At 73.0% G+C, this 23,699-nt stretch carries 20 protein-coding genes; 11 read left to right on the top strand and 9 right to left on the bottom strand.

What is annotated here, in order from left to right:
- Nucleotides 1–42: 42 nt before the first annotated feature.
- Both O7619_RS08110 and O7619_RS08105 read right to left on the bottom strand, forming a co-directional pair.
- Nucleotides 43–1,050: a hypothetical protein gene (locus tag O7619_RS08110; RefSeq protein WP_282286722.1), complete on the bottom strand. Its 1,008-nt coding sequence runs from the start codon at nucleotides 1,048–1,050 to the stop codon at nucleotides 43–45.
- A complete protein-coding gene (locus O7619_RS08105; protein ID WP_282286721.1) occupies nucleotides 1,043–1,675 on the bottom strand; it encodes an MBL fold metallo-hydrolase in 633 nt (210 codons plus the stop codon). The genes O7619_RS08110 and O7619_RS08105 overlap by 8 nt, the downstream gene beginning before the upstream one ends.
- Nucleotides 1,676–1,879: 204 nt before the next feature.
- Here O7619_RS08105 and O7619_RS08100 point away from each other — a divergent pair, with 204 nt between their 5' ends.
- Nucleotides 1,880–2,593, top strand: coding sequence for a hypothetical protein (locus tag O7619_RS08100; protein ID WP_282286720.1), 714 nt, complete (start codon nucleotides 1,880–1,882; stop codon nucleotides 2,591–2,593).
- On the opposite strand, the gene O7619_RS08095 is transcribed toward O7619_RS08100, so the two are convergent.
- The 5 genes from O7619_RS08095 to O7619_RS08075 all read right to left on the bottom strand — a co-directional run bounded on the left by O7619_RS08095 (nucleotide 2,590) and on the right by O7619_RS08075 (nucleotide 9,306).
- The gene (locus O7619_RS08095; RefSeq protein WP_282286719.1) at nucleotides 2,590–3,975 is read right to left on the bottom strand and encodes a glutamate-cysteine ligase family protein; all 1,386 of its coding nucleotides are present in this window, start codon (nucleotides 3,973–3,975) and stop codon (nucleotides 2,590–2,592) included. The two genes, O7619_RS08100 and O7619_RS08095, sit on opposite strands and share 4 nt — an antisense overlap.
- A gap of 47 nt (nucleotides 3,976–4,022) precedes the next feature.
- Nucleotides 4,023–5,063, bottom strand: coding sequence for an N-formylglutamate amidohydrolase (locus O7619_RS08090; RefSeq protein WP_282286717.1), 1,041 nt, complete (start codon nucleotides 5,061–5,063; stop codon nucleotides 4,023–4,025).
- Between the two features lie 82 nt (nucleotides 5,064–5,145).
- Nucleotides 5,146–5,946 carry a histone deacetylase gene (locus O7619_RS08085; RefSeq protein WP_282286716.1) on the bottom strand — a complete coding sequence of 267 codons (801 nt, stop codon included), beginning with the start codon at nucleotides 5,944–5,946 and terminating at the stop codon, nucleotides 5,146–5,148.
- The gene (locus tag O7619_RS08080) at nucleotides 5,943–7,235 is read right to left on the bottom strand and encodes an amidohydrolase (RefSeq protein WP_282286715.1); all 1,293 of its coding nucleotides are present in this window, start codon (nucleotides 7,233–7,235) and stop codon (nucleotides 5,943–5,945) included. Before O7619_RS08080 ends, O7619_RS08085 begins: the two co-directional genes overlap by 4 nt.
- A 487-nt stretch (nucleotides 7,236–7,722) precedes the next feature.
- Nucleotides 7,723–9,306: a methylmalonyl-CoA mutase family protein gene (locus O7619_RS08075; RefSeq protein WP_282286714.1), complete on the bottom strand. Its 1,584-nt coding sequence runs from the start codon at nucleotides 9,304–9,306 to the stop codon at nucleotides 7,723–7,725.
- A 204-nt stretch (nucleotides 9,307–9,510) separates the two neighbouring features.
- Here O7619_RS08075 and O7619_RS08070 point away from each other — a divergent pair, with 204 nt between their 5' ends.
- Nucleotides 9,511–11,484: a serine/threonine-protein kinase gene (locus O7619_RS08070; RefSeq protein WP_282286713.1), complete on the top strand. Its 1,974-nt coding sequence runs from the start codon at nucleotides 9,511–9,513 to the stop codon at nucleotides 11,482–11,484.
- A 49-nt stretch (nucleotides 11,485–11,533) separates the two neighbouring features.
- On the top strand, nucleotides 11,534–13,198 hold the full coding sequence (locus tag O7619_RS08065; RefSeq protein WP_282286712.1) for a phospho-sugar mutase: 1,665 nt from the start codon (nucleotides 11,534–11,536) through the stop codon (nucleotides 13,196–13,198).
- 84 nt (nucleotides 13,199–13,282) lie between these two features.
- On the opposite strand, the gene O7619_RS08060 is transcribed toward O7619_RS08065, so the two are convergent.
- Both O7619_RS08060 and upp read right to left on the bottom strand, forming a co-directional pair.
- Entirely contained in the window at nucleotides 13,283–13,957 is a 675-nt protein-coding gene (locus tag O7619_RS08060; RefSeq protein ID WP_282286711.1) for a GPP34 family phosphoprotein, read from the bottom strand.
- Nucleotides 13,958–14,124: 167 nt separating this feature from the next.
- Entirely contained in the window at nucleotides 14,125–14,757 is a 633-nt protein-coding gene (gene upp / locus O7619_RS08055) for a uracil phosphoribosyltransferase (RefSeq protein WP_282286710.1), read from the bottom strand.
- Between the two features lie 123 nt (nucleotides 14,758–14,880).
- On the opposite strand from upp, the gene deoC reads away from it, so the two are divergent.
- The 8 genes from deoC (at nucleotide 14,881) to cydD (ending at nucleotide 23,699) form a co-directional block, all read left to right on the top strand.
- Nucleotides 14,881–15,840, top strand: a complete 960-nt coding sequence (gene deoC, locus O7619_RS08050; RefSeq protein ID WP_282286709.1) for a deoxyribose-phosphate aldolase — start codon at nucleotides 14,881–14,883, stop codon at nucleotides 15,838–15,840.
- 5 nt (nucleotides 15,841–15,845) lie between these two features.
- A complete protein-coding gene (locus O7619_RS08045; RefSeq protein ID WP_282286707.1) occupies nucleotides 15,846–17,276 on the top strand; it encodes an aldehyde dehydrogenase family protein in 1,431 nt (476 codons plus the stop codon).
- Nucleotides 17,269–18,093, top strand: a complete 825-nt coding sequence (locus O7619_RS08040) for an aldehyde dehydrogenase family protein (RefSeq protein ID WP_282286705.1) — start codon at nucleotides 17,269–17,271, stop codon at nucleotides 18,091–18,093. The genes O7619_RS08045 and O7619_RS08040 overlap by 8 nt, the downstream gene beginning before the upstream one ends.
- A gap of 131 nt (nucleotides 18,094–18,224) precedes the next feature.
- Complete coding sequence (locus O7619_RS08035) at nucleotides 18,225–18,716, top strand: BlaI/MecI/CopY family transcriptional regulator (RefSeq protein WP_282286703.1); 492 nt, start codon at nucleotides 18,225–18,227, stop codon at nucleotides 18,714–18,716.
- A gap of 10 nt (nucleotides 18,717–18,726) precedes the next feature.
- Nucleotides 18,727–19,632 carry a M56 family metallopeptidase gene (locus O7619_RS08030; protein ID WP_282286701.1) on the top strand — a complete coding sequence of 302 codons (906 nt, stop codon included), beginning with the start codon at nucleotides 18,727–18,729 and terminating at the stop codon, nucleotides 19,630–19,632.
- A gap of 100 nt (nucleotides 19,633–19,732) precedes the next feature.
- Nucleotides 19,733–20,980 carry a cytochrome ubiquinol oxidase subunit I gene (locus tag O7619_RS08025; protein WP_282286699.1) on the top strand — a complete coding sequence of 416 codons (1,248 nt, stop codon included), beginning with the start codon at nucleotides 19,733–19,735 and terminating at the stop codon, nucleotides 20,978–20,980.
- An 11-nt stretch (nucleotides 20,981–20,991) separates the two neighbouring features.
- Nucleotides 20,992–22,023: a cytochrome d ubiquinol oxidase subunit II gene (locus O7619_RS08020; RefSeq protein WP_282286698.1), complete on the top strand. Its 1,032-nt coding sequence runs from the start codon at nucleotides 20,992–20,994 to the stop codon at nucleotides 22,021–22,023.
- A complete protein-coding gene (gene cydD / locus O7619_RS08015) occupies nucleotides 22,020–23,699 on the top strand; it encodes a thiol reductant ABC exporter subunit CydD (RefSeq protein ID WP_282286697.1) in 1,680 nt (559 codons plus the stop codon). The genes O7619_RS08020 and cydD overlap by 4 nt, the downstream gene beginning before the upstream one ends.

Below are 23,699 nucleotides of genomic sequence, written 5' to 3'. Positions count from 1 at the left end.
GGTGACCCACCGCCGTCCGTCCACCGTGGGCATCCATCACGCTCAGTCTGCCCGGTCGTCACCGCCTTCGGCATCCCCCTCTTCGGCGTCGAGCGCCTCCAACACGGCCTCCACCTCGCCGGCCCGCCGCCGGGCCGCGGTGACCGCCCGTTCCGCGCCCCGCCGGGCCAGCTTCGCCCGGCTCAACTCCTGCTCGGCCACGGCCCGGCGGCGCTCCAGCTCGGCCAGCTCGGTCTCGATCCGGTCCAGGGTCGCGGCGCCGTCCCGCTCGGCCGTGTCCGCGCCGGCCAGCTCCGCCTGGGCCCGGTCCAGGTCCGCGCGGGCCTTCGCCAGTTCGCGGGTCGCGGTCCGCCGCCGCCCGGCCCGTTCGGCCCGCGCCGCCCGCTCGTCGCGGGCCCGGCGCGCCTCGGCCCGCTCGGCCGCCCTGTCCGGTACGCCGGACCCGCCCGCCCCAGCCGGTACGCCGGACTTGACCGCCCCAGCCGGTACGCCCGACCCGCCCGCCCCAGCCGGCACGCCGGGCTTGCCCTCGTGCTCGGTCACCAGCCGGAGCTGGGGGCGGGGCACCTCGCCGAACCCGGCGTAGTGGCTGGACCGCAGCAGCCGACCGGCGCGTACCCGCTCGGCCACCTCCGTGTCGGAGAGCGCGGCGTTGAGCGTGGCCTCCACCTCACCCAGCGGCAGCTTCCCGGCCGACGGCGCCGCGGGCTCGTCGGCGGCCAGCCGGCGTACCTCGGCGACGAGCGCGCCCACGACGGCGCGGCGTTGGGCGGAGAGTTCCCGCAGCTTCCCGCCCCGCAGGTCGCGTTGCGCCGCCCGGAGCGATTCGGCGAGCTGGGCCAGGTCGGCGACCAGCTCGGGTCGCCGGATCGCGAGCAGGTTGACCAGCCAGGCCGCGACGGTGGGCCGGCGCAGCCGGCCGATCTCCCGGGCGGTACGCGGGTCGCCGGCCTGGCGCGCCTGCGCCACGGCGGCGTCCCGGGCCTCGACGAACTTGTCCGGCGGGGTGGCATACAGCCGCCGGACCACCTCGGCGGGTACGTCAGGCATCGATCCGGGTGCCCGGCTCCAGACGGCGGTAGTCGGTCTTCGACAACGCGGTGTACTGCCGGTCGAGCACGCCGAAGCCGTTGGCGTTGAGCAGCCCGTCGTGCAGCGCGTAGGCCCGTCGCGGGGCGACCGCGCGGATGAAGTCGACCACCTCGGAGAACTTCGACCAGGGCGCGTGTATCGGGGCGAACAGCGTGTCCACCTGGACGTCGTCGGGGACGAACAGCGCGTCGCCCGGGTGGTAGACCACGTCGGCGAGGAGATAACCCAGGTTCTCGATCACCGGGATGTCCGGATGGATGACGGCGTGCTGTCCCCCGTACGCGCGCACCGGCACCCCGGCGGCGGTGAACGACTCTCCCGGCCTGACCGGGACGAACGCCTCGGCGGCGTCACCGAGCACCCCGGCGAGCGAGGCGGGGCCGTGCACCGGCACCTGTCGCCGCTCCAGCGCGCCGGTCAGCGCGGCGACGTCGAGGTGATCCTGATGCTCGTGGGTGACGAGCACCGCGTCCACCCCGTCCAACGCCTCGGACGTCTCGCTGAACACCCCGGGGTCGACGACAAGCACTGCCCCGTCGTGCTCCAGCCGGAGGCAGGAGTGGGCGTACTTGGTGAGTTGCATGGTGGCTCCTCGATCTTCGTATCGTGCCGTCCTCAACGCAGTCTGCCGGACGTGGCGAGACCGCGCGTGACGTCGGACATTAATGGGATTCCCGCCGGCCCCGGCGCCTTTCCGGGACCGGGCCGGGCGCGCATCACCATGAGATACTTGTCGCACCACTAAGGACTGTGCGTCGTGCGGGGATTCCGGCGGAAGGGAGTTCCGTTGAACAACGACGAGACCGGGCAGTCCCGGATCGAGGAGCTTGAGTCCAGGCTGATCACGCTCGCGCTCACCGGGGCCCTGGCGGTCAGCATCGCGGACAACATCTTCCACTTCGTCACGAACAAAGACTGGACGATTCCCCTCATTTTCCTGACCATGCTGGTCTTTCTCCGGTGGCTCGACATCACCCGGCGACGGGTCCTCACCATCGCCACCGGGGCGCCGCTGCGCACATACGATTCCTCGTCGGCCTTCTACGGCGAGGCCCTGCACGCCATTTCCCGCAGTTCGAAATCGGTCTACGCCGTGTTCTCGCACGACACCGCCCCCGGGCAACAGACGGAGGAGTCCCGCCGCTATTACACCGGCACCATCCGCTGGGCGCGCAAGACACCGGGCAAGCGCTCCCTGCACCGGGTGATCCGCCTGCCGCACAGCAGTCCCGACATCCAGCAGTGGGTCGACGAGCAGGTCGACCTGGCCAGCAAGATCGAGAATTACCACGTCAAGATCCTGCGTTATCCGCCCGGCATGGAGCTGGAGGGTGAGAATTTCGCGGTCATCGACTCCGTGGTGGTCTTCCTCGGCTTCGCCGTGGACGACCGTGGGGAGTTGCGCGGCTTCAGCATCCGCGACGCCGGGGTGGCAGCCGCCTTCGAGCACCACTTCCGGGAGTTGTGGCGGCTCGCCAGCGCCAACCCGCAGCCGTCCTAGCCGGTCTGGTCCGTCGGGATGCCCAGCGCCGCCACGTAACGGTCCGGCCGCTCGGCCCAGTCGTTGGTCCACCGGGCGACGATTGCGTCGGCCGGCGGCCGGCCGGTGGCGGCACTGTGGAACGCCGGCTCCAGCGACTTGACGATGTCCGGATGCTCCACCCCCCGGGCGACCCGCGCGGCGAGCCCCTTCTCGGCCAGGTGCACGAGGTGTCCGGCCACCTCGCGGATCTGCGGGTTGATCCCGTCCGGGCTGCCCTGCGCGGCCTTGACCGCGATCAGGTCCAGCGCCTCGGTCCGGAACTCCGACACCACGTCGAGCGCCGCCCGCCGGACCGCCGGCTCCTCGGCGAGGCCGACGAAGAGCGCCGGGACGAGCGCGAGCTGATCCCATGCCTGGCCGTCCGGCAGCCGGGTCTCCAGCGTCCGGCGTGGCCGGATCGAGGGCCACACCTGCCCCAGGTGGGTGCGCCAGTCGGCGATCGTGGGCCGGGTTCCGTCCCCGAAGCCGTCCCGTAGCGACTCGCGGAAACTGTGCGGGCCGCCCGGCACGTACCCGTGGTCGGAGCGGCGGTAGATCATCGGCAGCTCGCACAGCACCTGGACCATCTCGGCCAGGTCGGTGACGGCATACAGGCGGGAGGCGAGATGCTGGCACCGTGCCGGGTCGATCCGACGCCAGTAGGCCATCCGCCGGGAGACGAGCCCGTCGTCCCGGTGCGGCCCGGCGAGCGCCGGGGCGTTCGCCAGGAGCGCGGCGAGGAAAGGCGACACCCCGAGCAGCATCCGGAGCTTCTCCAGGTATTCGGCCTCGTCGAGCGCGTCCAGGCTCACCTGGGTGGACAGCGTCAACCCCATGACCTGGTCGCTCAGCCGGCCGCCGTCGCCCAACTGGGCGAACCAGCGACGCATGATGCGGGTCCGCTCCTTGGGCGCCCAACTGATCCCGGCCGGGTCGTCGAAGGGCAGGTGCGCGCCGGTCAGCAGGCGGAGCCGCAACGGCTCGGCGACCCGTGCCACCTCGACCAGGCCCCGGCGGGCCGCGGCCACGCTCTCGCTCACCGACGCCTGGGGCGCCGACGAGTATTCGATCGCGCCGGCCATCTCCAGGGTCAGCGCGGCGCCGTCCGGAAGCGACAGCCCGACGAGCGCGCCACCCTCGTGGATCGGGTCGCCCCCCAGCCCGTCGAGGAGCGCCACCAGCAGGGCCCGGGTGCCCGCCGGCTCGTCGTACGAGACGGACCGCCCGGTGTCCGGGCGGACCAGACCGCACTCGACCTCAAGCCCGATCCGGTGGCTGTGCCGACCGGTCGGCCGGAACCACCCGACCAGGTCGGGAATCTTCAGCTGTGGCTCGTCGTGTGGCACCAGGCCCTGACTCATGGGTCACTCCCGCTCCGGGTCGCTCTCCCGACGGCGCCGAGCAGGGCTCAGCCGATCTTCGCCGGGGGCGCGTAGCCTTCCGCCAACCCTACCGTCGATCCGGACGAATCCCGGAAACGCCACGGTGCGACGACGACCCAGGAATGGATGTGCTGCTCGGTCGCGAGCAGGTCTTTGCGCAGGTCGTAGACGAGGTGCCGAGGTGCGCCGGGCGGGTCGCCGACCCTGGTCCCACGGAACGGCAGCACCGGCAGCAACAGCGGGTAGTCGATCTGGCCGGTGCCGTTGCCGACCCCGATCTCCTGTTCCAGGAAGTCGCGGATGGTCGCCTGGACATCCTCGATGTCCGCGACCGGGGCCAGCCCCGGGTCGGTCTCGGCGGGGTCCACGTCGGTCGGGCTCAGCGGCGCGCGCCGCCAGATGAGCTGGAACGCCGGACGCTTCTCGGTGAAGCCGCGGTCCCAGGGCCGGGGGCTCATCGAATAGACGTCGTAGGTGTGGTGGTGGTAGACCGTGCCCGCGCCGCCGATCTCGTGCAGCACCTCGTCGACCGCTTCCAGCCAGGGCAGAAGAGCCTCGACCCGGAGCCGACGCCCCTCGCTGAGCAGGTACTCCCGGTAGAGGTCCGCCGACCCGACGTACGGCGTCGGCGGCAGTTGCTCGTCGACGAGGTGCCGGTTCGCGTCCAGCAGCAGGCGCGACAGGTGGAACCCGGCCACCGCCACGCCCCGGGCCCGCCCGGCGACGATGTCGTCGACCAGGTGCCGGTAGATCGCTGCCGTACCCAGGTCGACGTTCTCGTGCACCAACTGGGCCAGCCTCGGGTAGTCGGCCGGGTCCACCGCGGAGAGCAGGTCCGCCGGCAGCTCGGTGCCGCCGTGCGGCACGATGTGCAGCTCCCGCAGCGGCTCGTCGGTGTTGGCGACGATCGTCCCGCCGCCCACCCGCAACCGCCGGAAGTGCTCCCCCGCCGGCCCGAGGTGCGAGTCCAGGTAGGCATGGCCACAGTCCGTGCAGGAGTGCTGGCGCTGGTGGTCCAGGAACAGACTGCTGCGTTCCAGGTCGGCCATCGTCGCGCTGAGGTGCATGGCCATTCCTCCTCGTATGTCGCCCGATCGGCGCGCACCGCTTGTCGGGTACCGGCGGAAGCAGGGTGGGGTCGGTGGTCGATCAGCCCGTGACCACGCCGAGAGGCGCCGGCATCGCCCCGAGATGCCGGACGGGGTTGATCCGGGGCGGCCCGGTGGCCTCCGAGCAGAGGTCGGCGAAGAGCGTCAGAAGTTCGTCCGGCGACCAGTACCCGGCCGCTCCCGGCCGGCTGCCGAGATAGGTGGCGACCTCAGCGACGCCCCAGCCGTGGGCCTCCACCAGGCCGGCGGCCAGGTGCCGCAGGTAGATCGCGGCGGGCTTGCGATGCTCGACCTCGTCACTGCACCACGGGGAGGTGAAGGTGAAGGCGGGAACGCCGTCGATGTCACCCAGGTGAAGGAGGGTCTGGTAGCAGCCCGGCCCGAGCGTCAGTCGCCCCTGGTCGAGCACGTCGGTGAGGTCGACGTCGTCGCCGGGCTCAAGGTTCATCTCCTGGGCCAGGATGTCGGAGAACTGCGACACCGTGAGGTGGTACCCCCGGGCCGGTGTGTCCCCGGGGCAGCCGTGGTCGTAGAAGGCCATCCCGCCGGTCCAGGCCAACGCCTCCAGGGCGAAGTAGATGGTGCCCGGCAGGCGCAACGCGCGGCTCTCGCTGGGCGGGGTCTTGTCCCGGCAACCGGGGTACGTCAGCGCGCCCGCGGGCGGGCGACCGCCGAGCAGGTAGTAGTTGAGCCGGCCCAGGCTCATGTTCGAGCCGTAGCAGACGTACCAGATGTGGGTGGGGCGGACGGTCGGCCCCGGGGTGAGTTCCGAGACGACGCTCGCCACCTGCTCGCGCAGCTCGCTGCGACCGTCGGGCTCGGTCGACGACCCGCGGCTCACCGCGGAGTCCCGTTCCCCGGCTCCCGCCCGGAGTCGGCGAGCTTGGCCAGCGCGGTGTGCGCCATCACCCGGACGCCGCACTCGATCGCCCGCTCGTCGACGTCGAAGCCGGTCTGGTGGGTGTCGGGCGGATCGGTGACGCCCGGCGCGGTGACCCCCAGTCGGATCATCGCGCCCGGGACCTGCTCCAGGTAGAAGGAGAAGTCCTCGCCGCCCATGCTCACCGGCGCCTCGACCACCTGGTCGACGCCGAGGGCACGGGTCGCGGCCGAGGCGATGAGCGCCGTCGCATGGTGATCGTTGATCACCGGCGGGAAGCCCTCGACGTAGCTGACCTCGACGTCGGCGCCCGATCCGGCGACGAGATCCGGCACCAGGTTCGTGATCACCGCGCCGGCCTCGTGCCACGCCTCACGGCTGAGGCTGCGCACCGTGCCCCGCACCGCGCCCTCCGCGGGGATCGTGTTGAAGGCCGTGCCCGCGCTGACCGCGCCCCAGACGAGCGAGACCGGCCGGCGCGGGTCCATCCGGTGGGCGAGCATCCCCGGCAGGCCCACGATGACCCGGCCGAGCAGGTCGACGACGTGCGTGGTGAGGTGCGGGCGGGCGGTGTGCCCGCCGCCGCCGGCGACGCGGACCTCGAGGGTGGCCGACGCGGCGGTCAGCGGACCCGACCGGACCGCCACCGTCCCCACCGGGAACTGCGGCGCGCAGTGCAGCGCGAAGATCGAGGAGACGCCGTCAAGCGCCCCGGCGGCGATCACCTCGGGCGCGCCGGAGGGCACGGACTCCTCCGCGGGCTGGAAGATCAGGCGGACCCGGCCCGGCAACGCACCCTGCTCGGCGAGCCGGACGAGCACGGGAGCCAGGCCGAGCAGCACCGTGGTGTGCACGTCGTGGCCGCAGGCATGGCAGACCCCGGGCACGGTGGACCGGTAGTCGACCGACTTGCTGTCCGGCAGCGGAAGCGCGTCGAGGTCCGCCCGGAAGGCCACCAGCGGCCCGTCGGCCCCGCCGACGATGTCGCAGAACAGGCCGTTGCCCTTGGGCAGCAGCCGCGGCACCAGACCGAGCCCGGTCAGGCGCCCGGCCACCAGCGCGGTGGTCCGGAACTCCTGCCCCGACAGCTCGGGGTGCGCGTGGAGGTGGCGACGCACGGCGATCAGGCCCGGGATGTTCCGGGTCAGCACCTCGTCCGCGCCATGCGGCAGCGGCGTCGTACCGGGCTGGGGGTCCAGCCGGGACGCCGCCGGGAGGCCGTCCGAAGGCAGCGTCAGCGCACTCGTCACGTCGAATTCTCGATCACTGGAGAGGGTTGAATCATCAGGCAGAACAGCAGACAGCCTAGACCCCCGACGGTAACGCTGCGCAACCTCTTTCCCGTAGCCGTCGGACCGCGAAGCGTCACGAATGCCCTGGTGGGAGCGTTCGAATATCTGCCGGACAGCAGGTAGATCGCGGTCGGACGCCGTCATCTGCCCCCCACCTCCTACACCGCGTAACCGGATCGTCGATCAAGAAATAGCGGACCGCCGTTCCGAATTGTCGCATTAGTCGCAGCGGTTACGTGCCGCTCGGACAGGTGCCCGACAGCATCGGGTCATCTGACGATTCCCGACGGTGACATGATCGCCGGCCACCCGCCCGCACAGGCTGTCCGTTCCGCTCACCCGATCGGGTTACCCGCATTGACAAATCGCACACCCGACCGCAGACGCGACGACGGCCCACGCCGAGGCACCCGAGGGGCGCCAGCGCGGGCCGTCGTCGACCGTGTCAGAAGCGGTCGGACGGGCGATGAATGCCCCACACCGCGCGCAGGGTGCCACACACCTCACCGACGGTCGCCCGGGCCCGCAACGCCTCCTTCATCGGGTAGAGCACGTTGGCGTTTCCCTCGGCCGCCGCGCGCAGCTCGGCCAACGCCCGCTCGACCGCGCCCCCGTCGCGATCGGCGCGCAGCTTGGCCAGCCGCTCCGCCTGGGCCGCCTCGATCGTCGGGTCCACCCGCAGCGGCTCGTACGGCTCCTCCTCGTCGATCCGGAACCGGTTGAGCCCCACCACCACCCGCTCACCCGCGTCGATCTCCTGGGCGATCCGGTACGCGGACTGCTCGATCTCCCGCTTCTGGAAACCGGCCTCGATCGCGTCCACCGCCGAGCCGTGGTCGAAGACCCGGTCCATCAGCCCGGTGATCGCGGTCTCCAGCTCGTCGGTCATCGCCTCCACCACGTACGACCCGGCGAACGGGTCGACGGTGGCGGTGAGATCCGTCTCGTACGCCAGCACCTGCTGGGTGCGCAGCGCCAGCCGGGCCGCCTTCTCGGTGGGCAGCGCGATCGCCTCGTCGAAGCTGTTGGTGTGCAACGACTGGGTGCCGCCGAGCACCGCGCCCAGGCCCTGCACCGCCACCCGGACCAGGTTGACCTCCGGCTGCTGCGCGGTGAGCTGCACGCCCGCGGTCTGGGTGTGGAACCGCAGCATCATCGACTTCGGGTTCTTCGCGCCGAACTCGTCGCGCATCAGGCGGGCCCAGATGCGGCGGGCGGCGCGGAACTTGGCGACCTCCTCCAGCAGCGTGGTGCGGGCCACGAAGAAGAACGACAGCCGGGGCGCGAAGTCGTCCACGGCCAGCCCGGCCGCGAGCGCCGCGCGGACGTACTCCACGCCGTTGGCCAGGGTGAACGCGATCTCCTGCGCGGGCGAGGCACCGGCCTCCGCCATGTGGTAGCCGGAGATCGAGATGGTGTTCCACTTCGGCACCTCGGCCCGGCAGTAGGCGAAGGTGTCGGCGACCAGCCGCAGCGAGGGCTTCGGCGGGAAGATGTACGTCCCCCGGGCGATGTACTCCTTGAGGATGTCGTTCTGGATGGTCCCGTTGAGCGCCTCCCCCGGCACCCCCGTCTCCTCCGCCACGAGCTGGTAGAGCAGCAGCAGCACCGAGCCCGGCGCGTTGATGGTCATCGAGGTGGACACCTTGTCCAGCGGGATGTCGCCGAACAGCGTGCGCATGTCCTCGATGGAGTCGATCGCGACGCCGACCTTGCCCACCTCGCCGTGCGCGATCGGGTCGTCCGAGTCGTACCCCATCTGGGTGGGCAGGTCGAAGGCGACCGACAGGCCCATGGTGCCGGCGCGGAGCAACTGGTGGTAGCGCGCGTTGCTCTCGGTGGCGGTGCCGAAACCGGCGTACTGCCGCATGGTCCACGGGCGGGACGTGTACATCGTCGGATAGACCCCGCGGGTGTACGGGTAGTCGCCCGGCTCGCCCAGCCGGGACTCCAGATCCGCCGGAAGGTCGGCCGCCGTGTAGACGCCCTTGATCGGAAAACCCGACTCGCTTGACCGCGCATCGCTCATTACCGGATGGTAGGACGCAGTTGCCGCCGCAGGGGTGAGGGATACCGCACACCGGGAAGCGGTGACCCCACCGGAGGTGAGGAGCTGCCCACATACCGTCGAGTAGATAAACGCCCGCCGCGTCGGGTTTCGCATCGGGCGTCGGAACCAGCAAGATAGAGGGGTTGTGTCCCAGCCCCCTCGATATCCCCCGGTGGCTTTTCTGTGACTCAGATTCCGACGTGGAGCGGTGGACCGGCCAGTCCGCCCACTGGACGCGCGGCGCCCGGCACCACCATCGGTGGTCGCTACTCGTTGCGCTCGCCGGTGGGTAACGGCGGCATGGGCACGGTCTGGCGGGCCACAGACACCCTGCTGCGCCGTGACGTGGCGGTCAAGGAAGTCGTCCTCCCGCCCGGGCTCGCGCCCAGCGACCGCGACGCGCTCTACGAACGGACCCTCCGCGAGGCCCGCGCCGCCGCCGCGATCCAGCACCCGGCCGTGGTGCAGGTCTACGACGTGGTCACCGAGGGCGGCCGGCCGTGGATCGTGATGGAGCTGCTGGACGCTCGCAGCCTGGCCGACATGGTGATCGAGGACGGGCCGGTCGCGCCCCGCGCGGTCGCCAAGATCGGCATCGCCCTGCTCGGCGCGCTGGAGGTGGCCCACGCGCTCAGCGTGCTGCACCGCGACGTCAAGCCGGCCAACGTGCTGATCTGCTCCGACGGCCGCTGTGTGCTCACCGACTTCGGCGTCGCCCGGATGCCCACCGACGTGCAGCTCACCACGCCCGGGATGGTGCTCGGCTCGCCGCACTTCATCTCCCCCGAACGGGCCATGGGCCAGGAGTTCGGCCCGCCCAGCGACCTGTTCTCGCTCGGCGTGACGCTCTACACGGCGGTGGAGGGTCGGCCTCCGTTCGACAAGGGCGACCCGATCGAGACCATGCACGCCGTGGTCGAGGACCCGCCCGCCACGCCGCAGCGCAGCGGCCCGCTCACCGGCGTGCTGATGGGTCTGCTGGAGAAGGACCCGGCCCGTCGACTGGACGTGCCCCGCGCCCGGGGCATGCTGCGTGAGCTGCTCGCCGGGCCGCTGACCAGCACCGCCACCGCGGTCAACTCGGTCACCGACCCGTACGCGGTGGTGCCGGTGCCGCGCCCCACCACGCCGCCGGCGATCGCCGCGGAGCCGAAGCCGAGCGGCCAGATCGGCGGCCGGGCGATGATCGAACCGGGCGAGTCGCTCACCGACCGGCTCGCCGCCCTGCGCCGCGGCGAGCGTCCCGCCGCGAAGCCGGCCACCGGCGCCGCCGCGCTCGACGAGACGAGCGCCGACGCGCTCGCCGGGCCGCTGCACACGCCCACCGGCGCGATGTCCGGGCCGGACGCGACCGAGGCGACCCAGCGCATCTCGGCGGACTCCACCGTCCGGTTCAACCAGGGCGGCGCGGCGGACGCCACGCAGCACGTCCCCACCACCAAGCCGGCCACCTACGGCGGCGGCAACCAGTGGTCGGTGCCGGGCACCGGCCAGCCGTGGACCACCCCCGCCACCGCGCCGGCCGGCGGCGCGTCCGGCGGGGCGAAGGGCCTCCTCGACCGGGTGAAGGCGTTGCCCCGCAAGGTGCAGCTCGCCGCCGCCGGCGGCCTGGCCGTGGTGCTGCTGGTGAGCGTGATCGCGCTGACGAGCGGCGGCGACGACGCTCCCCCGCCGATCGTCGGCGCGCTGCCGTCGAGTTCGACTCCCGCCGCACCGGAGATGCAGGAGCAGACCACCAAGGGCATCACGGTCCAGGTGCCGAAGGGATGGGACCGCAAGACCGGCGGCGTCTTCGTCGACTTCGTCGACCCGCAGGACAGCGGCCGGAAGGTGCGCCTGCTCGCCGAGGACTGGGGCGGCACATCGATCAGCTGGGCCGAGTTCGCCTCACGCAACCTGCGCGACAAGAGCAAGTCGTGCGCCAAGCCCTACGAGCAGCTCGCGATGACGGAGACGACGCTTGTCGGCAAGCCGGCGGCGGAGTTCGAATACACCTGCGGCGACGGTGACACCAAGCGACACGGGGTGTGGCGCGGCGTGGTGCAGGACGACAAGGTCTACTCGTTCTACCTCACCTCGGACGAGGCGAACTTCGCCGAGAGCAAGCCGATCTTCGACGCGATGGTCGGTTCGTTCCAGCTCACGGCGGCCAACTGAGTCGAGGCCGACGACCGGTGGTGGTCCGCCGCCGTGCTATCAAGAGGCAATGGCGGCGGACACCACTGACCTTGACGACCTTCGCGGCCGAGCCGAGCGCTGGCTCGCCGACGACCCCGACCCGGCCGACCGGGACGAGCTGCGCGCCGTCCTCGACGGGCTGCCCGGCACGAGCGCCGAGTTGGCCGACCGCTTCGCCGGCCCGCTGACCTTCGGCACCGCCGGGCTGCGCGGCCCGCTGCGCGCCGGCCCCAACGGGATGAACCTCGCCGTGGTCACCCAGGCCGCGGCCGGGCTGGTCGGCTGGCTCGCCGCCCAGGGCGGCGAGGGCCCGCTGGTGATCGGGTACGACGCCCGGCGCGGCTCGCGGGCGTTCGCCGAGCGCACCGCGCGGGTGGCCACCGGCGCCGGCCGGCCGGCGCTGCTGCTGCCCCGCCCGCTGCCCACACCGGTGCTGGCGTTCGCGGTGCGGCAGCTCGGCGCCGTCGCCGGGGTGATGGTCACCGCCAGCCACAACCCGCCGCAGGACAACGGCTACAAGGTCTACCTGGGCGCGGGGCTCGGCGGTGAGCTGGGCGCGGGCGCGCAGATCGTGCCGCCGGCCGACGCCGGCATCGAGACGGCCATCCGGGCGGTCGGCCCGCTGGCGCAGGTGCCGCTCGGCCCGTCCGGCCAGGTGCTCGGCGACGAGGTGGTCGCCGCGTACGTGGATCGGGCCGCCGCGGTGGTCGACCTGGCCGGGCCGCGGGACCTGCGGGTGGCGTACACCCCGCTGCACGGGGTGGGTGCGGCGGTGCTCACCGCCGCGTTCGCCCGGGCCGGCTTCGGGGTGCCCGGCGTGGTGCCCGAGCAGACCGAGCCCGACCCGGCGTTCCCGACCGTCGCCTTTCCCAACCCGGAGGAGCCGGGCGCGGTGGACCTGCTCGTCGCGCTGGCCGACCGCACCGGCGCGGACCTGGCGATCGCCAACGACCCGGACGCGGACCGCTGCGCGGTGGTGGTACGCGACGGCGGGTCCTGGCGGATGCTGCGCGGCGACGAGGTGGGCGCGCTGCTCGCCGACCACCTGATGCGACGCGGGGTGACCGGCCTCTACGCCACCACCATCGTCTCCTCCTCGCTGCTGCGGGCCATGGCCACGGCCCGCGGGTTGCCCTACGACGAGACGCTCACCGGGTTCAAGTGGATCGTCCGGGCCGGCGGTGGTCGCGAGCCGCTCGTCTACGGCTACGAGGAGGCGCTCGGTTACTGCGTGGCGCCGGAGCACGTCCGGGACAAGGACGGCATCACCGCCGCGCTCACCGTCGCCGAGCTGGCCGCCGGGCTCAAGGCCCAGGGACGTACGCTCACCGACCGCCTCGACGAGTTGGCCGCCGAGTTCGGCGTGCACCACACCGACCAGCTCTCGGTGCGGGTGGACGATCTGCGGGTGATCGCCGACGCGATGGCGCGGATCCGGGCGGCCACGCCGACCGCGCTGCTCGGGCGCCCGGTCACCGAGGCGTCCGACCGGCTCCCCGACGCCGACGTGGTGACCCTGCGCACCGACGTCGCCCGGGTGGTCATCCGGCCCTCCGGCACCGAGCCGAAGCTCAAGGCGTATCTGGAGGTGGTGGAGCCGGTGACCGGCGGCGACGTCCCCGCGGCCCGGCAGCGTGCCCGGGCCGCCGTCACCGAGCTGCGCACCGAGATCGCCACCGCCCTGGCCCTCTGAGGTGTAAGGCGGGGGCCCCGCTTAACACCTGAGTGTTAAGCGGGGCCCCTTCCTCTACCGAATGCGTTAAGCGGGGCCCCCGCCTTACCGCTTGCCGAGGGCGGCGTCGACCGCCTGGGCCAGGGCGGCGATGACCAGGCTCACCGAGGGGCGTACCACGCTGTCGTCCACGCTCACCGTGCCGGAGAAGCCGGCGCCCGTAGCGATCTCCGCCAGGCGCTTGCCGGCGTCGTCCGCGGCGGGGCCGGTGAGCCCGAGCGCCGGCTCCATCCGCAGCACCGCGACAAGCGTGGCGAGGGCGGCGGTCCGCTCGTCCGGGAGCTGCCCGCCGGTGAGCGCCTCGGCCAGCCGCCGCCGGATGTCCGCCTCGACCGAGGTGTCCGTCACCGGGTAGCGGTGCACGTGGATGAAGCCCAGCTCGGTCTCGTCCACGTCGCGGACCACGCCACGCTCGCAGAGGTCGCCGAGGATCCGGTCGCGCAGGCCGTGCCGCAGCCGCTGCACCCACGACGACGGCGTGTGCGGGGTGTCCGCGGCGATCTTGGCGAGCACCGCGTCCGCGATCGGCTCGCCGGTCGGCGTCGGATCGACCGCCGTCAGGTTTCCGTCGGCGTACGCGACCCGGCCGGCCAGGGCCAGCTCGACCAGTACCGCGGCGGCCATCCCCAGGTCCAGGCTGATCCGCGGCATGGCCGCCTTGCCGGTTTCGTCGTCATACGCGAGGAGCAGCAACTCCTCGGCGAGTGCAACACCATTCATGGCCCGGAACGCTAGCGCCTCCCCGCATCCGGCGCACCAACTTGCCGTGGTCGCCCACCCCGGTTCCCGCGCCCTGATTCACGGAAAGCGGGCTCTTCCGCGCTCGGGTAGGGCCAGTTTCCGTGAATCTGCGAATCTGCGGCACGGAGGGTGGGCGCGGGGGTGGGTCAGAAGCGCGGCATGCCGCCGAACTGGCGGTCGCCGGCGTCGCCCAGGCCGGGGACGATGAACATCCGGTCGTTCAGGCCCTCGTCGATCGACGCGGTGACCAGTCGCAGCGGCAGTCCGCTGCGCTCCAGCCGGGCGATGCCGACCGGGGCGGCCAGCACGCACAGCACGGTGATGTCGGTGCAGCCGCGGTCGGCGAGCAGCCGGCAGCAGTGCTCCAGCGAGCCGCCGGTGGCGAGCATCGGGTCGAGCACCAGCACCGGCCGGCCGGCCAGATCCCGGGGCAACGACTCCATGTACGCCCGCGGCTCGTACGTCTCCTCGTCGCGGGCCAGGCCCACGAAGCCCATCGACGACTCGGGCACCAGGCCGAGCGCGGCGTCGGCCATGCCGAGCCCGGCCCGCAGCACCGGCACCAGCAGCGGCGGGTTGGCCAGCCGGGTGCCGTCGGCGGCGGTGACCGGGGTCTGGATCGAGTAGTTCTCGACCGGGAAGGAGCGCGCGGCCTCGTACACCAGCATGGTGGTGAGTTCGCGCAGCGCGGCCCGGAACGACGAGGAGTCGGTCCGGGCGTCCCGCATGGCGGTCAGCCGGGTCTGGGCGAGCGGGTGGTCAATGACGAGTACGTCCACGATCGCCCAACCTACCGCTCCCCGGCCGGGCGCACGGTGGGTGCGGCCCGAGCAGCGACGCCGCTCACCACAGGTCCGGCGTGACCAAGATCACTCGACTCGCGGGTGCGTACTATTCGGGGCATGACGGCGACAGCGACGTCGGCCCGGTCGGACCTCTCCGAGCTGGGACGATCCGAGACCGCTCTGCGGACCTTCCTGCACGGCCTACCGGGCGTGGACCAGGTCGGCGCGGAGCAGCGGGCGGCCCAACTCGGCACCCGCTCCATCAAGACCACGGCCAAGGCCGAGGCGATCGACCTGGCGATCCGGATGGTCGACCTGACCACCCTCGAAGGGGCCGACACCCCGGGCAAGGTGCGGGCGCTCGCCGCCAAGGCCCTGCGTCCCGACCCGGCCGACCCGAGCTGCCCGCACGTCGGGGCGGTCTGCGTCTATCCGGCCATGGTCCCGCACGTGGCCGAGGTGCTGGCCGGCTCCGGCGTGCACCTGGCCAGCGTGGCGACCGCCTTCCCGTCGGGCCAGGCGCCGCTGGAGGTCAAGCTCGCCGACACCCGGGCCGCCGTCGCCGCGGGCGCCGACGAAATCGACATGGTGATCAACCGGGGCGCGTTCCTGGCCGGGCGCTACTCCGAGGTGTACGACGAGATCGTCGCCACCAAGGAGGCGTGCGGGGACGCCCACCTCAAGGTGATCCTGGAGACCGGCGAGCTGGCCACCTACGACAACGTGCGGCGTGCCTCGTGGCTCGCCATGCTTGCCGGCGGCGACTTCGTCAAGACCTCCACCGGCAAGGTCCCGGTCGCGGCCACGCTGCCGGTGACGCTGGTGATGCTGGAGGCGGTCCGCGACTTCCGCGCCGCCACCGGGCGGCAGGTCGGCGTGAAGCCGGCCGGCGGCATCAAGAACACCAAGGACGCGATCAAGTACCTGGTCATGGTCAACGAGACCGTCGGCGCCGACTGGCTCGACCCGGACTGGTTCCGGTTCGGCGCGTCCAGCCTGCTCAACGACCTGCTGATGCAGCGCACCAAGCTGACGACCGGCGTCTACGCCGGCCCCGACTACTTCACCCTGGACTGAACGCGATGTTCGAATACGCACCCGCCCCCGAGTCGCGCTCGGTGGTCGACCTCAAGCCCTCGTACGGGCTCTTCGTCGACGGAGCGTTCGTCGACCCGTCCGACGGCGGCAGCTTCAAGTCGGTGAACCCGGCCTCCGAGGAGGTCCTGGCCGAGATCGCCGAGGCCGGCAGCGAGGACGTGGACCGCGCGGTCCGGGCCGCCCGGACGACGTACGACAAGGTCTGGGGTCCGATGCCGGGCCGGGACCGGGCCAAGTACCTGTTCCGGATCGCCCGGATCATCCAGGAGCGCTCGCGCGAGCTGGCGGTGCTGGAGTCGCTGGACAACGGCAAGCCGATCCGGGAGTCCCGCGACGTCGACCTGCCGCTGGTGGCCGCGCACTTCTTCTACTACGCCGGCTGGGCCGACAAGCTGGAGCACGCCGGGTTCGGCGCGAACCCGCGCCCGCTCGGGGTGGCCGCGCAGGTCATCCCGTGGAACTTCCCGCTGCTCATGCTGGCCTGGAAGATCGCCCCGGCGCTCGCGGCGGGCAACACCGTGGTGCTGAAGCCGGCCGAGACCACCCCGCTCACCGCGCTGCTCTTCGCCGAGATCTGCCAGCAGGCCGACCTGCCGGCCGGCGTGGTCAACATCGTCACCGGCGCCGGCGACACCGGCCGCGCCCTGGTCGAGCACCCGGGCGTGGACAAGGTCGCGTTCACCGGCTCCACCGAGGTCGGCAAGGCCATCGCCCGTGCCGTCGCCGGCACCCGCAAGAAGCTCACCCTGGAGCTGGGCGGCAAGGCCGCCAACATCGTCTTCGACGACGCCCCGGTCGACCAGGCCGTCGAGGGGATCGTCAACGGCATCTTCTTCAACCAGGGCCACGTCTGCTGCGCCGGCTCCCGCCTGCTGGTCCAGGAGTCGGTCGCGGACCAGGTGCTGGAATCGCTCAAGCGGCGGATGGCCCGGCTGCGGCTCGGCGACCCGCTGGACAAGAACACCGACATCGGCGCGATCAACTCGGCCGAGCAGTTGGCGCGCATCCGCGAGCTGTCCGAGGCCGGCGCCGCCGAGGGCGCGCAGCGCTGGTCGCCGCCGTGCGAGCTGCCCGACCGCGGCTTCTGGTTCGCGCCGACCATCTTCACCGGCGTCACCCAGGCGCACCGGATCGCCCGCGAGGAGATCTTCGGCCCGGTGCTGTCCGTGCTCACCTTCCGCACGCCGGCGGAGGCCGTCGAGAAGGCCAACAACACGCCGTACGGCCTGTCGGCCGGGATCTGGACCGACAAGGGTTCCCGGATCCTGTGGGTGGCCGACCGGCTGCGCGCCGGCGTGGTCTGGGCCAACACGTTCAACAAGTTCGACCCGACCTCGCCGTTCGGCGGCTACAAGGAGTCGGGCTACGGTCGCGAGGGCGGCCGGCACGGGCTGGAGGCGTACCTCAATGTCTGAGCGGGTCGCGGTACGCAAGACGTACAAGCTCTTCATCGGCGGGAAGTTCCCGCGCAGCGAGTCGGGACGGTCGTATCTGGTGCAATCCGCGAACGTGTCGTTGGCCTCCCGCAAGGACGCGCGGGACGCGGTGGTCGCCGCCCGGGCCGCGGTGAAGGGCTGGGCCGGGGCGACCGCCTACAACCGGGGCCAGATCCTCTACCGGGTGGCCGAGATGCTTGAGGGCCGGCGCGAGCAGTTCGTGGCGCTCGGCGTACCGGCCGACGAGGTGGACGCGGCGATCGACCGCTGGGTCTGGTACGCCGGATGGTCCGACAAGCTGCCGCAGGTCTACGGCGGGGCGAACCCGGTGGCCGGCCCGTACTTCAACCTGTCCGCGCCGGAGCCGACGGGCGTGGTGGCGGTGGTGGCCCCGGAGGCGCCGGCGCTGCTCGGCCTGGTGAGCGTGGTCGCCCCGGCGATCGTCACCGGCAACACCGTCGTGGTGGCCGCCTCCCCGGCGGCCCCGCTGGCGGCGGTGACCTTGGCCGAGGTGCTGGCCACCTCGGACCTGCCCGGCGGCGTGGTCAACATCCTCACCGGCCGGCTGTCCGAGACGGTACCGACGCTCGCCGCGCACATGGACGTGAACGCGATCGACCTGACCGGCGTCACCGACGCCGAGCTGTCGGCGGAGCTGGAGGTCAAGGCCGCGGAGAACCTCAAGCGGGTGCTCCGGCCGGCCCCGGCCGACCACGACTGGCACGCCGATCCGGGCGTCACCCGGATGACCACGCTCCTGGAGACGAAGACCGTCTGGCACCCCAAGGGCACCTGACCCACCCCTCAACTCCCGCACTGATTCACGGAAAGAGGGGCTATCCGCGCCTGGATGGCCACTATTTCCGTGAATCTGCGGCGGTGGAGGCGGGTGGGAGGAAGTTCTACTACGGGGGGTAGGATTGGGGGGTGACTCGGCTGGGGGACCTTGAGCGTGCGGTGATGGACGTGCTGTGGGACGCGGTGCCCGCCAGCGCGGACGGCGTGACCGTGCGCGAGGTCGCCGACGCCCTCGACGGGCGCGAGCTGGCATACACGACCGTGATGACCGTGCTCGACCGGCTCGCCGGCAAGGGCATGGTGCAGCGCGAGCGGGAGGGGCGGGCGTGGCGTTACCGGCCCGCCGCCACCCGCGAGGCGCACATCGCCCAGCTCATGCTCGACGCCCTCGACCTCGGTGGCAGCCGGGACGCCGCGCTCGTCCGCTTCGCCCGCTCGGTGACCGGCACGGAGGCGGACGTGCTCCGCGCCGCGCTCAGCGCCGAGGCCGCCGAAGCCGGCCCGCACACCGGCGCCCGGTCCCGCGCGGCAGGGCCGGACGGCGTGGAGACCGGGCCGACCGGACGGGTCGGGGATGCGCGGCCCGCCGGGCCGGCGCTCGACGAGGCGACGGACCGGTAGGGCGACCGCCGTGGCGTACGCCGTGCACTTCGCCGCGACCGTCCTGGCCTGCTGGCTGACCGCGCAGGTCCTCGCCGCCGCGCGGTGGACGTGGCGGGCGCCGCGGGTGGCGATCGTCTGCTGGCAGGCGGTCGGGTTGGCGCTCGGGCTCTCCGCCATGGGGCTGCCGATGGCGGTCGGGCTCACCGCCTACGACCGGCCGACCGGGAGCGCGCTGCTGGCGCTCGCCGACGACCTGACCCACGGCACGCTGCCGGCCGGCGTGGGCGCGGCGCACCTCGGCCTGGTCGGGGTCGGCTTCGGCATCGGCGTGGTGCTGCTCACCACCACCGTGCGCGCGGTGCACGGCGCGGTACGCGCCCAGCGCCGGCACCGGGAGCTGCTCAGCCTGGTGGCGCGGCGCGACCCGACGGTGCCCGGCGCGCTGGTGCTCGACCATCCGAGCGCGGCGGCCTACTGCCTACCCGGGGTGCGGCCCCGGGTGGTGGTGAGCGCCGGCACGGTCGAGCTGCTGGACCCGGCCGAGTTGGCGGCGGTGCTCACCCACGAGCGGGCGCACGCGCAGGAGCGGCACGACCTGGTGCTGCTGCCGTTCACCGCGTTGTGTCGGGCGCTGCCCTGGTTCCGCTGGGTGCGCGACGCGCACGCCCGGGTGGCGCTGCTTGTCGAGATGCGCGCCGACGACAAGGCCCGGGAGCTGCACGCGGAGGAGCCGTTGGCCGGCGCGCTGCGCCGGTTCGCCGCCGCCGGGCACCGGGTCACGCCGGCCGGCACGCTCGGCGTCGGCGACCGTGACCTGGACGTACGGGTGCAGCGGCTGCTGGAGGCGGACCGTCCGCCCCGGGTGCTCGGCGCCGCCGCGTTGGCCGTGGCCGCCACCCTGGTCGCGCTGCCGATCTCCCTGTTCCTGAGCTGACCGCCCCTAGGGGCCATCTCCGGGATCACCGGTGCCAATAAGTAGAAACGCTACGTGTAGGGTTGCTACGACAAGGGAGCCAACCTGTGGGAGGACGGCCATGGACCCCCTGCTCCTCGCCCGACTTCAGTTCGCCACCACCACCTCGATCCACTTCCTCTTCGTGGTGGTCACGCTCGGGTTGGTCACCCTGCTGGTCGGGCTCCAGACCGCCGGCTACCTCACCGGCAAGCCGGTGTACGAGCGGCTGACCCGGTTCTGGGGCCAGCTCTACGTGATCAACTACGTGCTCGGCATCACCAGCGGGATCGTCATGGAGTTCCAGTTCGGGCTGAACTGGAGCGGCCTGTCGCGCTACGTGGGCAACGTGTTCGGCGCGCCGCTGGCCATCGAGACGCTCGTCGCGTTCTTCCTGGAGTCCACGTTCCTCGGGATGTGGATCTTCGGGTGGCACCGGCTCCGGCGTGGCGTGCACCTGGCACTGCTCTGGGGAGTCGCGCTCACCGCGTACGCCTCGGCGTTCTGGATCATGGTGGCGAACGCCTGGCTCCAGCACCCGGTCGGCTACCAGGTCCGCGACGGCGTCGCCCACCTCACCGACTTCGGCGCGCTCGTCACCAACCCCACGTTCGGCTTCGCGTTCGGTCACGTGGTGTCGGCGAGCCTGGTCACCGGCGGCCTGCTGATGGCCGCGGTCAGCGCCTGGCACCTGCTCCGGCGTACCCCTGATTTTCTGCTCTTCCGCACCTCGCTGCGGCTCGGTCTGGTCACCGCGGCGGTCGCGGTCAGCGCGTTGCAGGGTTTCGGCTTCGCCCAGTTCGGCCCGGTCGGTCAGCTCCAGCCGACCAAGTTCGGCGGCGGCCCGGACCGGGACGCGACGGTCGCCGACTGGACCGCGCGGTTCGGCCCCGGCGACTGGAGCCCGCCGGCGCTGTCCAACGTCGGCCTCGGCTTCATGATCCTGATCGGCTTCACCCTGGGCTGCGTCTGGTGCCTGCTGCCGCTGCTGTGGCGGGACTGGATCATCCGGCTGAGGTTTCCGCTCCGGCTGGTCCTGGTCGGGCTGCCGCTGCCGTTCGCGGCGGTGCTGCTCGGCTGGATCGCCCGGGAGGTGGGCCGCCAGCCCTGGGCGGCCTACGGGCTGCTGCCCACCTCGCAGGCCGTGTCGCCGGTGTCGCCCGGGCTGATGCTCACCTCGCTCGTCGGGTTCGGCCTGCTGCTCGGCGCGCTCGCGGTCACCAACTGGGTGCTGCTGGCCCGGCACGCCGCCCGGGGCGCGCTCGACCCGGCCCTGGGTCGCCCGCCCGCGCCCGACACCGACCCCGACCGCCAGCCCGTGTTCGCCTGAGGGAGCCCGCCGTGGAACTCGCCTGGTACGCCCTGCTCGGCCTCTTCTTCGCCGCCTACCTGGTGCTCGGCGGCTACGACTACGGCGTCGCCCTGCTGCTGGCCCGGCGCCCCACCACCGGGGCCACCGCCGTGGGCGGGACGACGGGCCGGCGCGCCGCGCTCACCGCCGTCGGCCCGTTCTTCCTCGGCAACGAGGTGTGGTTGGTGGCCTCGGTCGGCATCCTGTTCGGCGCCTTCCCCGCCCTGGAGGGCGAGTTGCTCTCCGGCTTCTACCCGGTGGTGCTCGGCGCGCTGACCGGAGTGGTGCTGGTGACCGCGGGCGTGCAGCTCCGCGGCCGGGCGGGCGGCGGGGCGGCCCGCGCCGGCTGGGACCGGATCGTCGTGGTCGGCGGCGTGCTTGCCGCGCTGGGTTGGGGCGCGCTGCTCGGCGGCCTGCTCCAAGGGGTGCCGCGCGCCGCCGACGGGCACGTGGCCGGCGTCGGCCACGTGGTCACCCCGTTCGTGGCCGCCGCCGGGCTGACGCTGCTCGCGCTTGTCGCGGTGCACGGTGCGACGTTCCTCACGCTCCGGCTGCCGGCCGGCGACGCGCCCGCGTACGCCCGCCTGGCCCGCGGCCTGGTGCCCGCCGCGCTCACCGCGGTCGCCGCAGCCACCGTCCTCGGCCTGCTCTCCGACCGGGTACGCGCTGCCGTGGCGCGGCCGGTGATCGCCGTACTCCTGCCGTTGGCGCTGGTGGCCGCGCTGCTGGTGGCCCGCGCGGCGCTGGGCCGGGGTCGGGCCGGGGTGGCCTTCGTGTCCACCGCGGCGGCGCTGGCGCTGCCCGCGCCGCTTGTCGGCGCCGCGCTCTGGCCCCGGGTCCTGGTCTCCACCACCGACCCGGCGACCTCGCTGACCGTCGCCGAAGCGGCGGCGAGCCGCCCGACGCTGGCGCTGCTGGGTTGGCTCGTGCTGCCGCTCGTGCCGGCCCTACTAGGCTTTCAGGCGATGTGCTGGTGGGTGTTCCGGGGACGGATCGACGGCAGGGCACCGGTGTACTGGTGAACCGCCGTCCGTTCGACCCGCGTCTGCTGCGCCGGGTCCCCGCGGCCCGGCGCGACCTCGCCGTGCTCGCGCTGCTCGGCGGCGCGACCGCGCTGCTCGTGGTCGCCCAGGCCACCGCGCTGGCCACGCTGCTCGCCACCGCGCTCGACGGGCAACTGCACCGGCCGGCGCTCGCCGGTCTCCTGGCGGCGGTCGCTTTCCGGGCGCTTGTCGCCTGGGCGCAGGGCGCGGTGGCGGCGCGGGCCGCCGCGACGGTCAAGGCGGCGCTGCGGGCGGATCTGCTGCACGCGGTCGGCCGGCACGGTCCGACCTGGGTCGCCGGCCAGCGGGCCGGGCAGCTCGCCACGCTCGCCGGTCGCGGGCTGGACGCGCTCGACGCCTACTTCACCGGCTACCTGCCGCAGCTCGTGCTGAGCGTGACCGTGCCGGCGGCGGTGCTGGCCCGGGTCGTGTTCGCCGACTGGAGTTCGGCACTGATCATCGCGCTCACCATCCCGCTCATCCCGATCTTCGGGGCGCTGCTCGGCTGGCAGGCGCAGGCCGCCACGGAACGGCAGTGGCGGCGGCTGTCGCTGCTCGGCGGGCACTTCCTCGACATGGTCGCCGGGTTGCCCACGCTGCGCGCGTTCGGCCGGTCCCGGGCCCAGGTCGAGGTGGTGCGCCGGATGGCCGACGGGCACCGCGAGGCCACCATGCGGACGCTGCGGATCGCGTTCCTGTCCGCGCTGGTCCTGGAGCTGGTCGCCACGCTCTCCGTGGCGCTGGTGGCGGTGCCGGTCGGGCTGCGCCTGCTGGGCGGCGGGATCACGCTCTCCACCGCGCTGCTGGTGCTGCTGCTCACCCCCGAGGCGTACCTGCCGCTGCGGGCCGCGGGCAGCCGGTTCCACGCCAGCATGGAGGGGCTCACCGCGCTGGACGAGGCGCTCACCCTGTCCGCGACCGACCCCGCCGCCGGCCCGGCCGGCGACCGCCGTCCGGCGCCGTCCGGCCGGGGCGAGATCCGCTTCGAGGGGGTGACCGTCGCGTACGACCGGACGACCGCGCTGCGCGACGTGACGCTCACCATTCGGCCCGGCGACCGGGTGGCGATCATCGGACCGAGCGGCGCGGGCAAGAGCACGCTGCTCAACCTGCTTCTCGGCTTCGTCGCCCCGACCGCCGGCCGGGTCACCGTGGACGGCGTCGACCTGGCCGGGGTGGACCTCGACGCCTGGCGTCGCGAGCTGGCCTGGGTGCCGCAGCGGGCCCACCTGTTCGCCGGGTCGCTTGCCGACAACATCCGCCTCGGCGCCCCGGACACGGCAGACGACACGCTTGCCGCCGCCGTCGCCGACGCGGCGCTCGACGAGGTGGTCGCCGCGCTGCCCGACGGGCTCGACACCCGGCTCGGCGAGCGCGGTCACGGCCTGTCCAGCGGGCAGCGGCAACGGGTCGCGCTGGCCCGGGCGTTCCTCCGCGACGCCCCGGTGGTGCTCCTGGACGAGCCCACCGCCCGACTGGACAGCGCCAGCGAGGCGCTGGTCCTGGCCGCCACCCGACGGCTGGTCGCCGGCCGGACCGCGCTGCTCGTCGCGCACCGGCCCGCGCTGCTGGCGGACGCGAACCGGATCCTGCGGGTCTCCGACGGCCGGGTCACCGAGCTGCGCCCGACGGCCGGCACGGCGGTGACCCGATGA

The sequence above is a fragment of the Micromonospora sp. WMMD998 genome (assembly GCF_029581235.1).
Classification (GTDB): Bacteria; Actinomycetota; Actinomycetes; order Mycobacteriales; family Micromonosporaceae; genus Micromonospora.
Note: the sequence above shows the minus strand (reverse complement) of the source record. Positions and strands in the feature narration are given on the sequence as shown.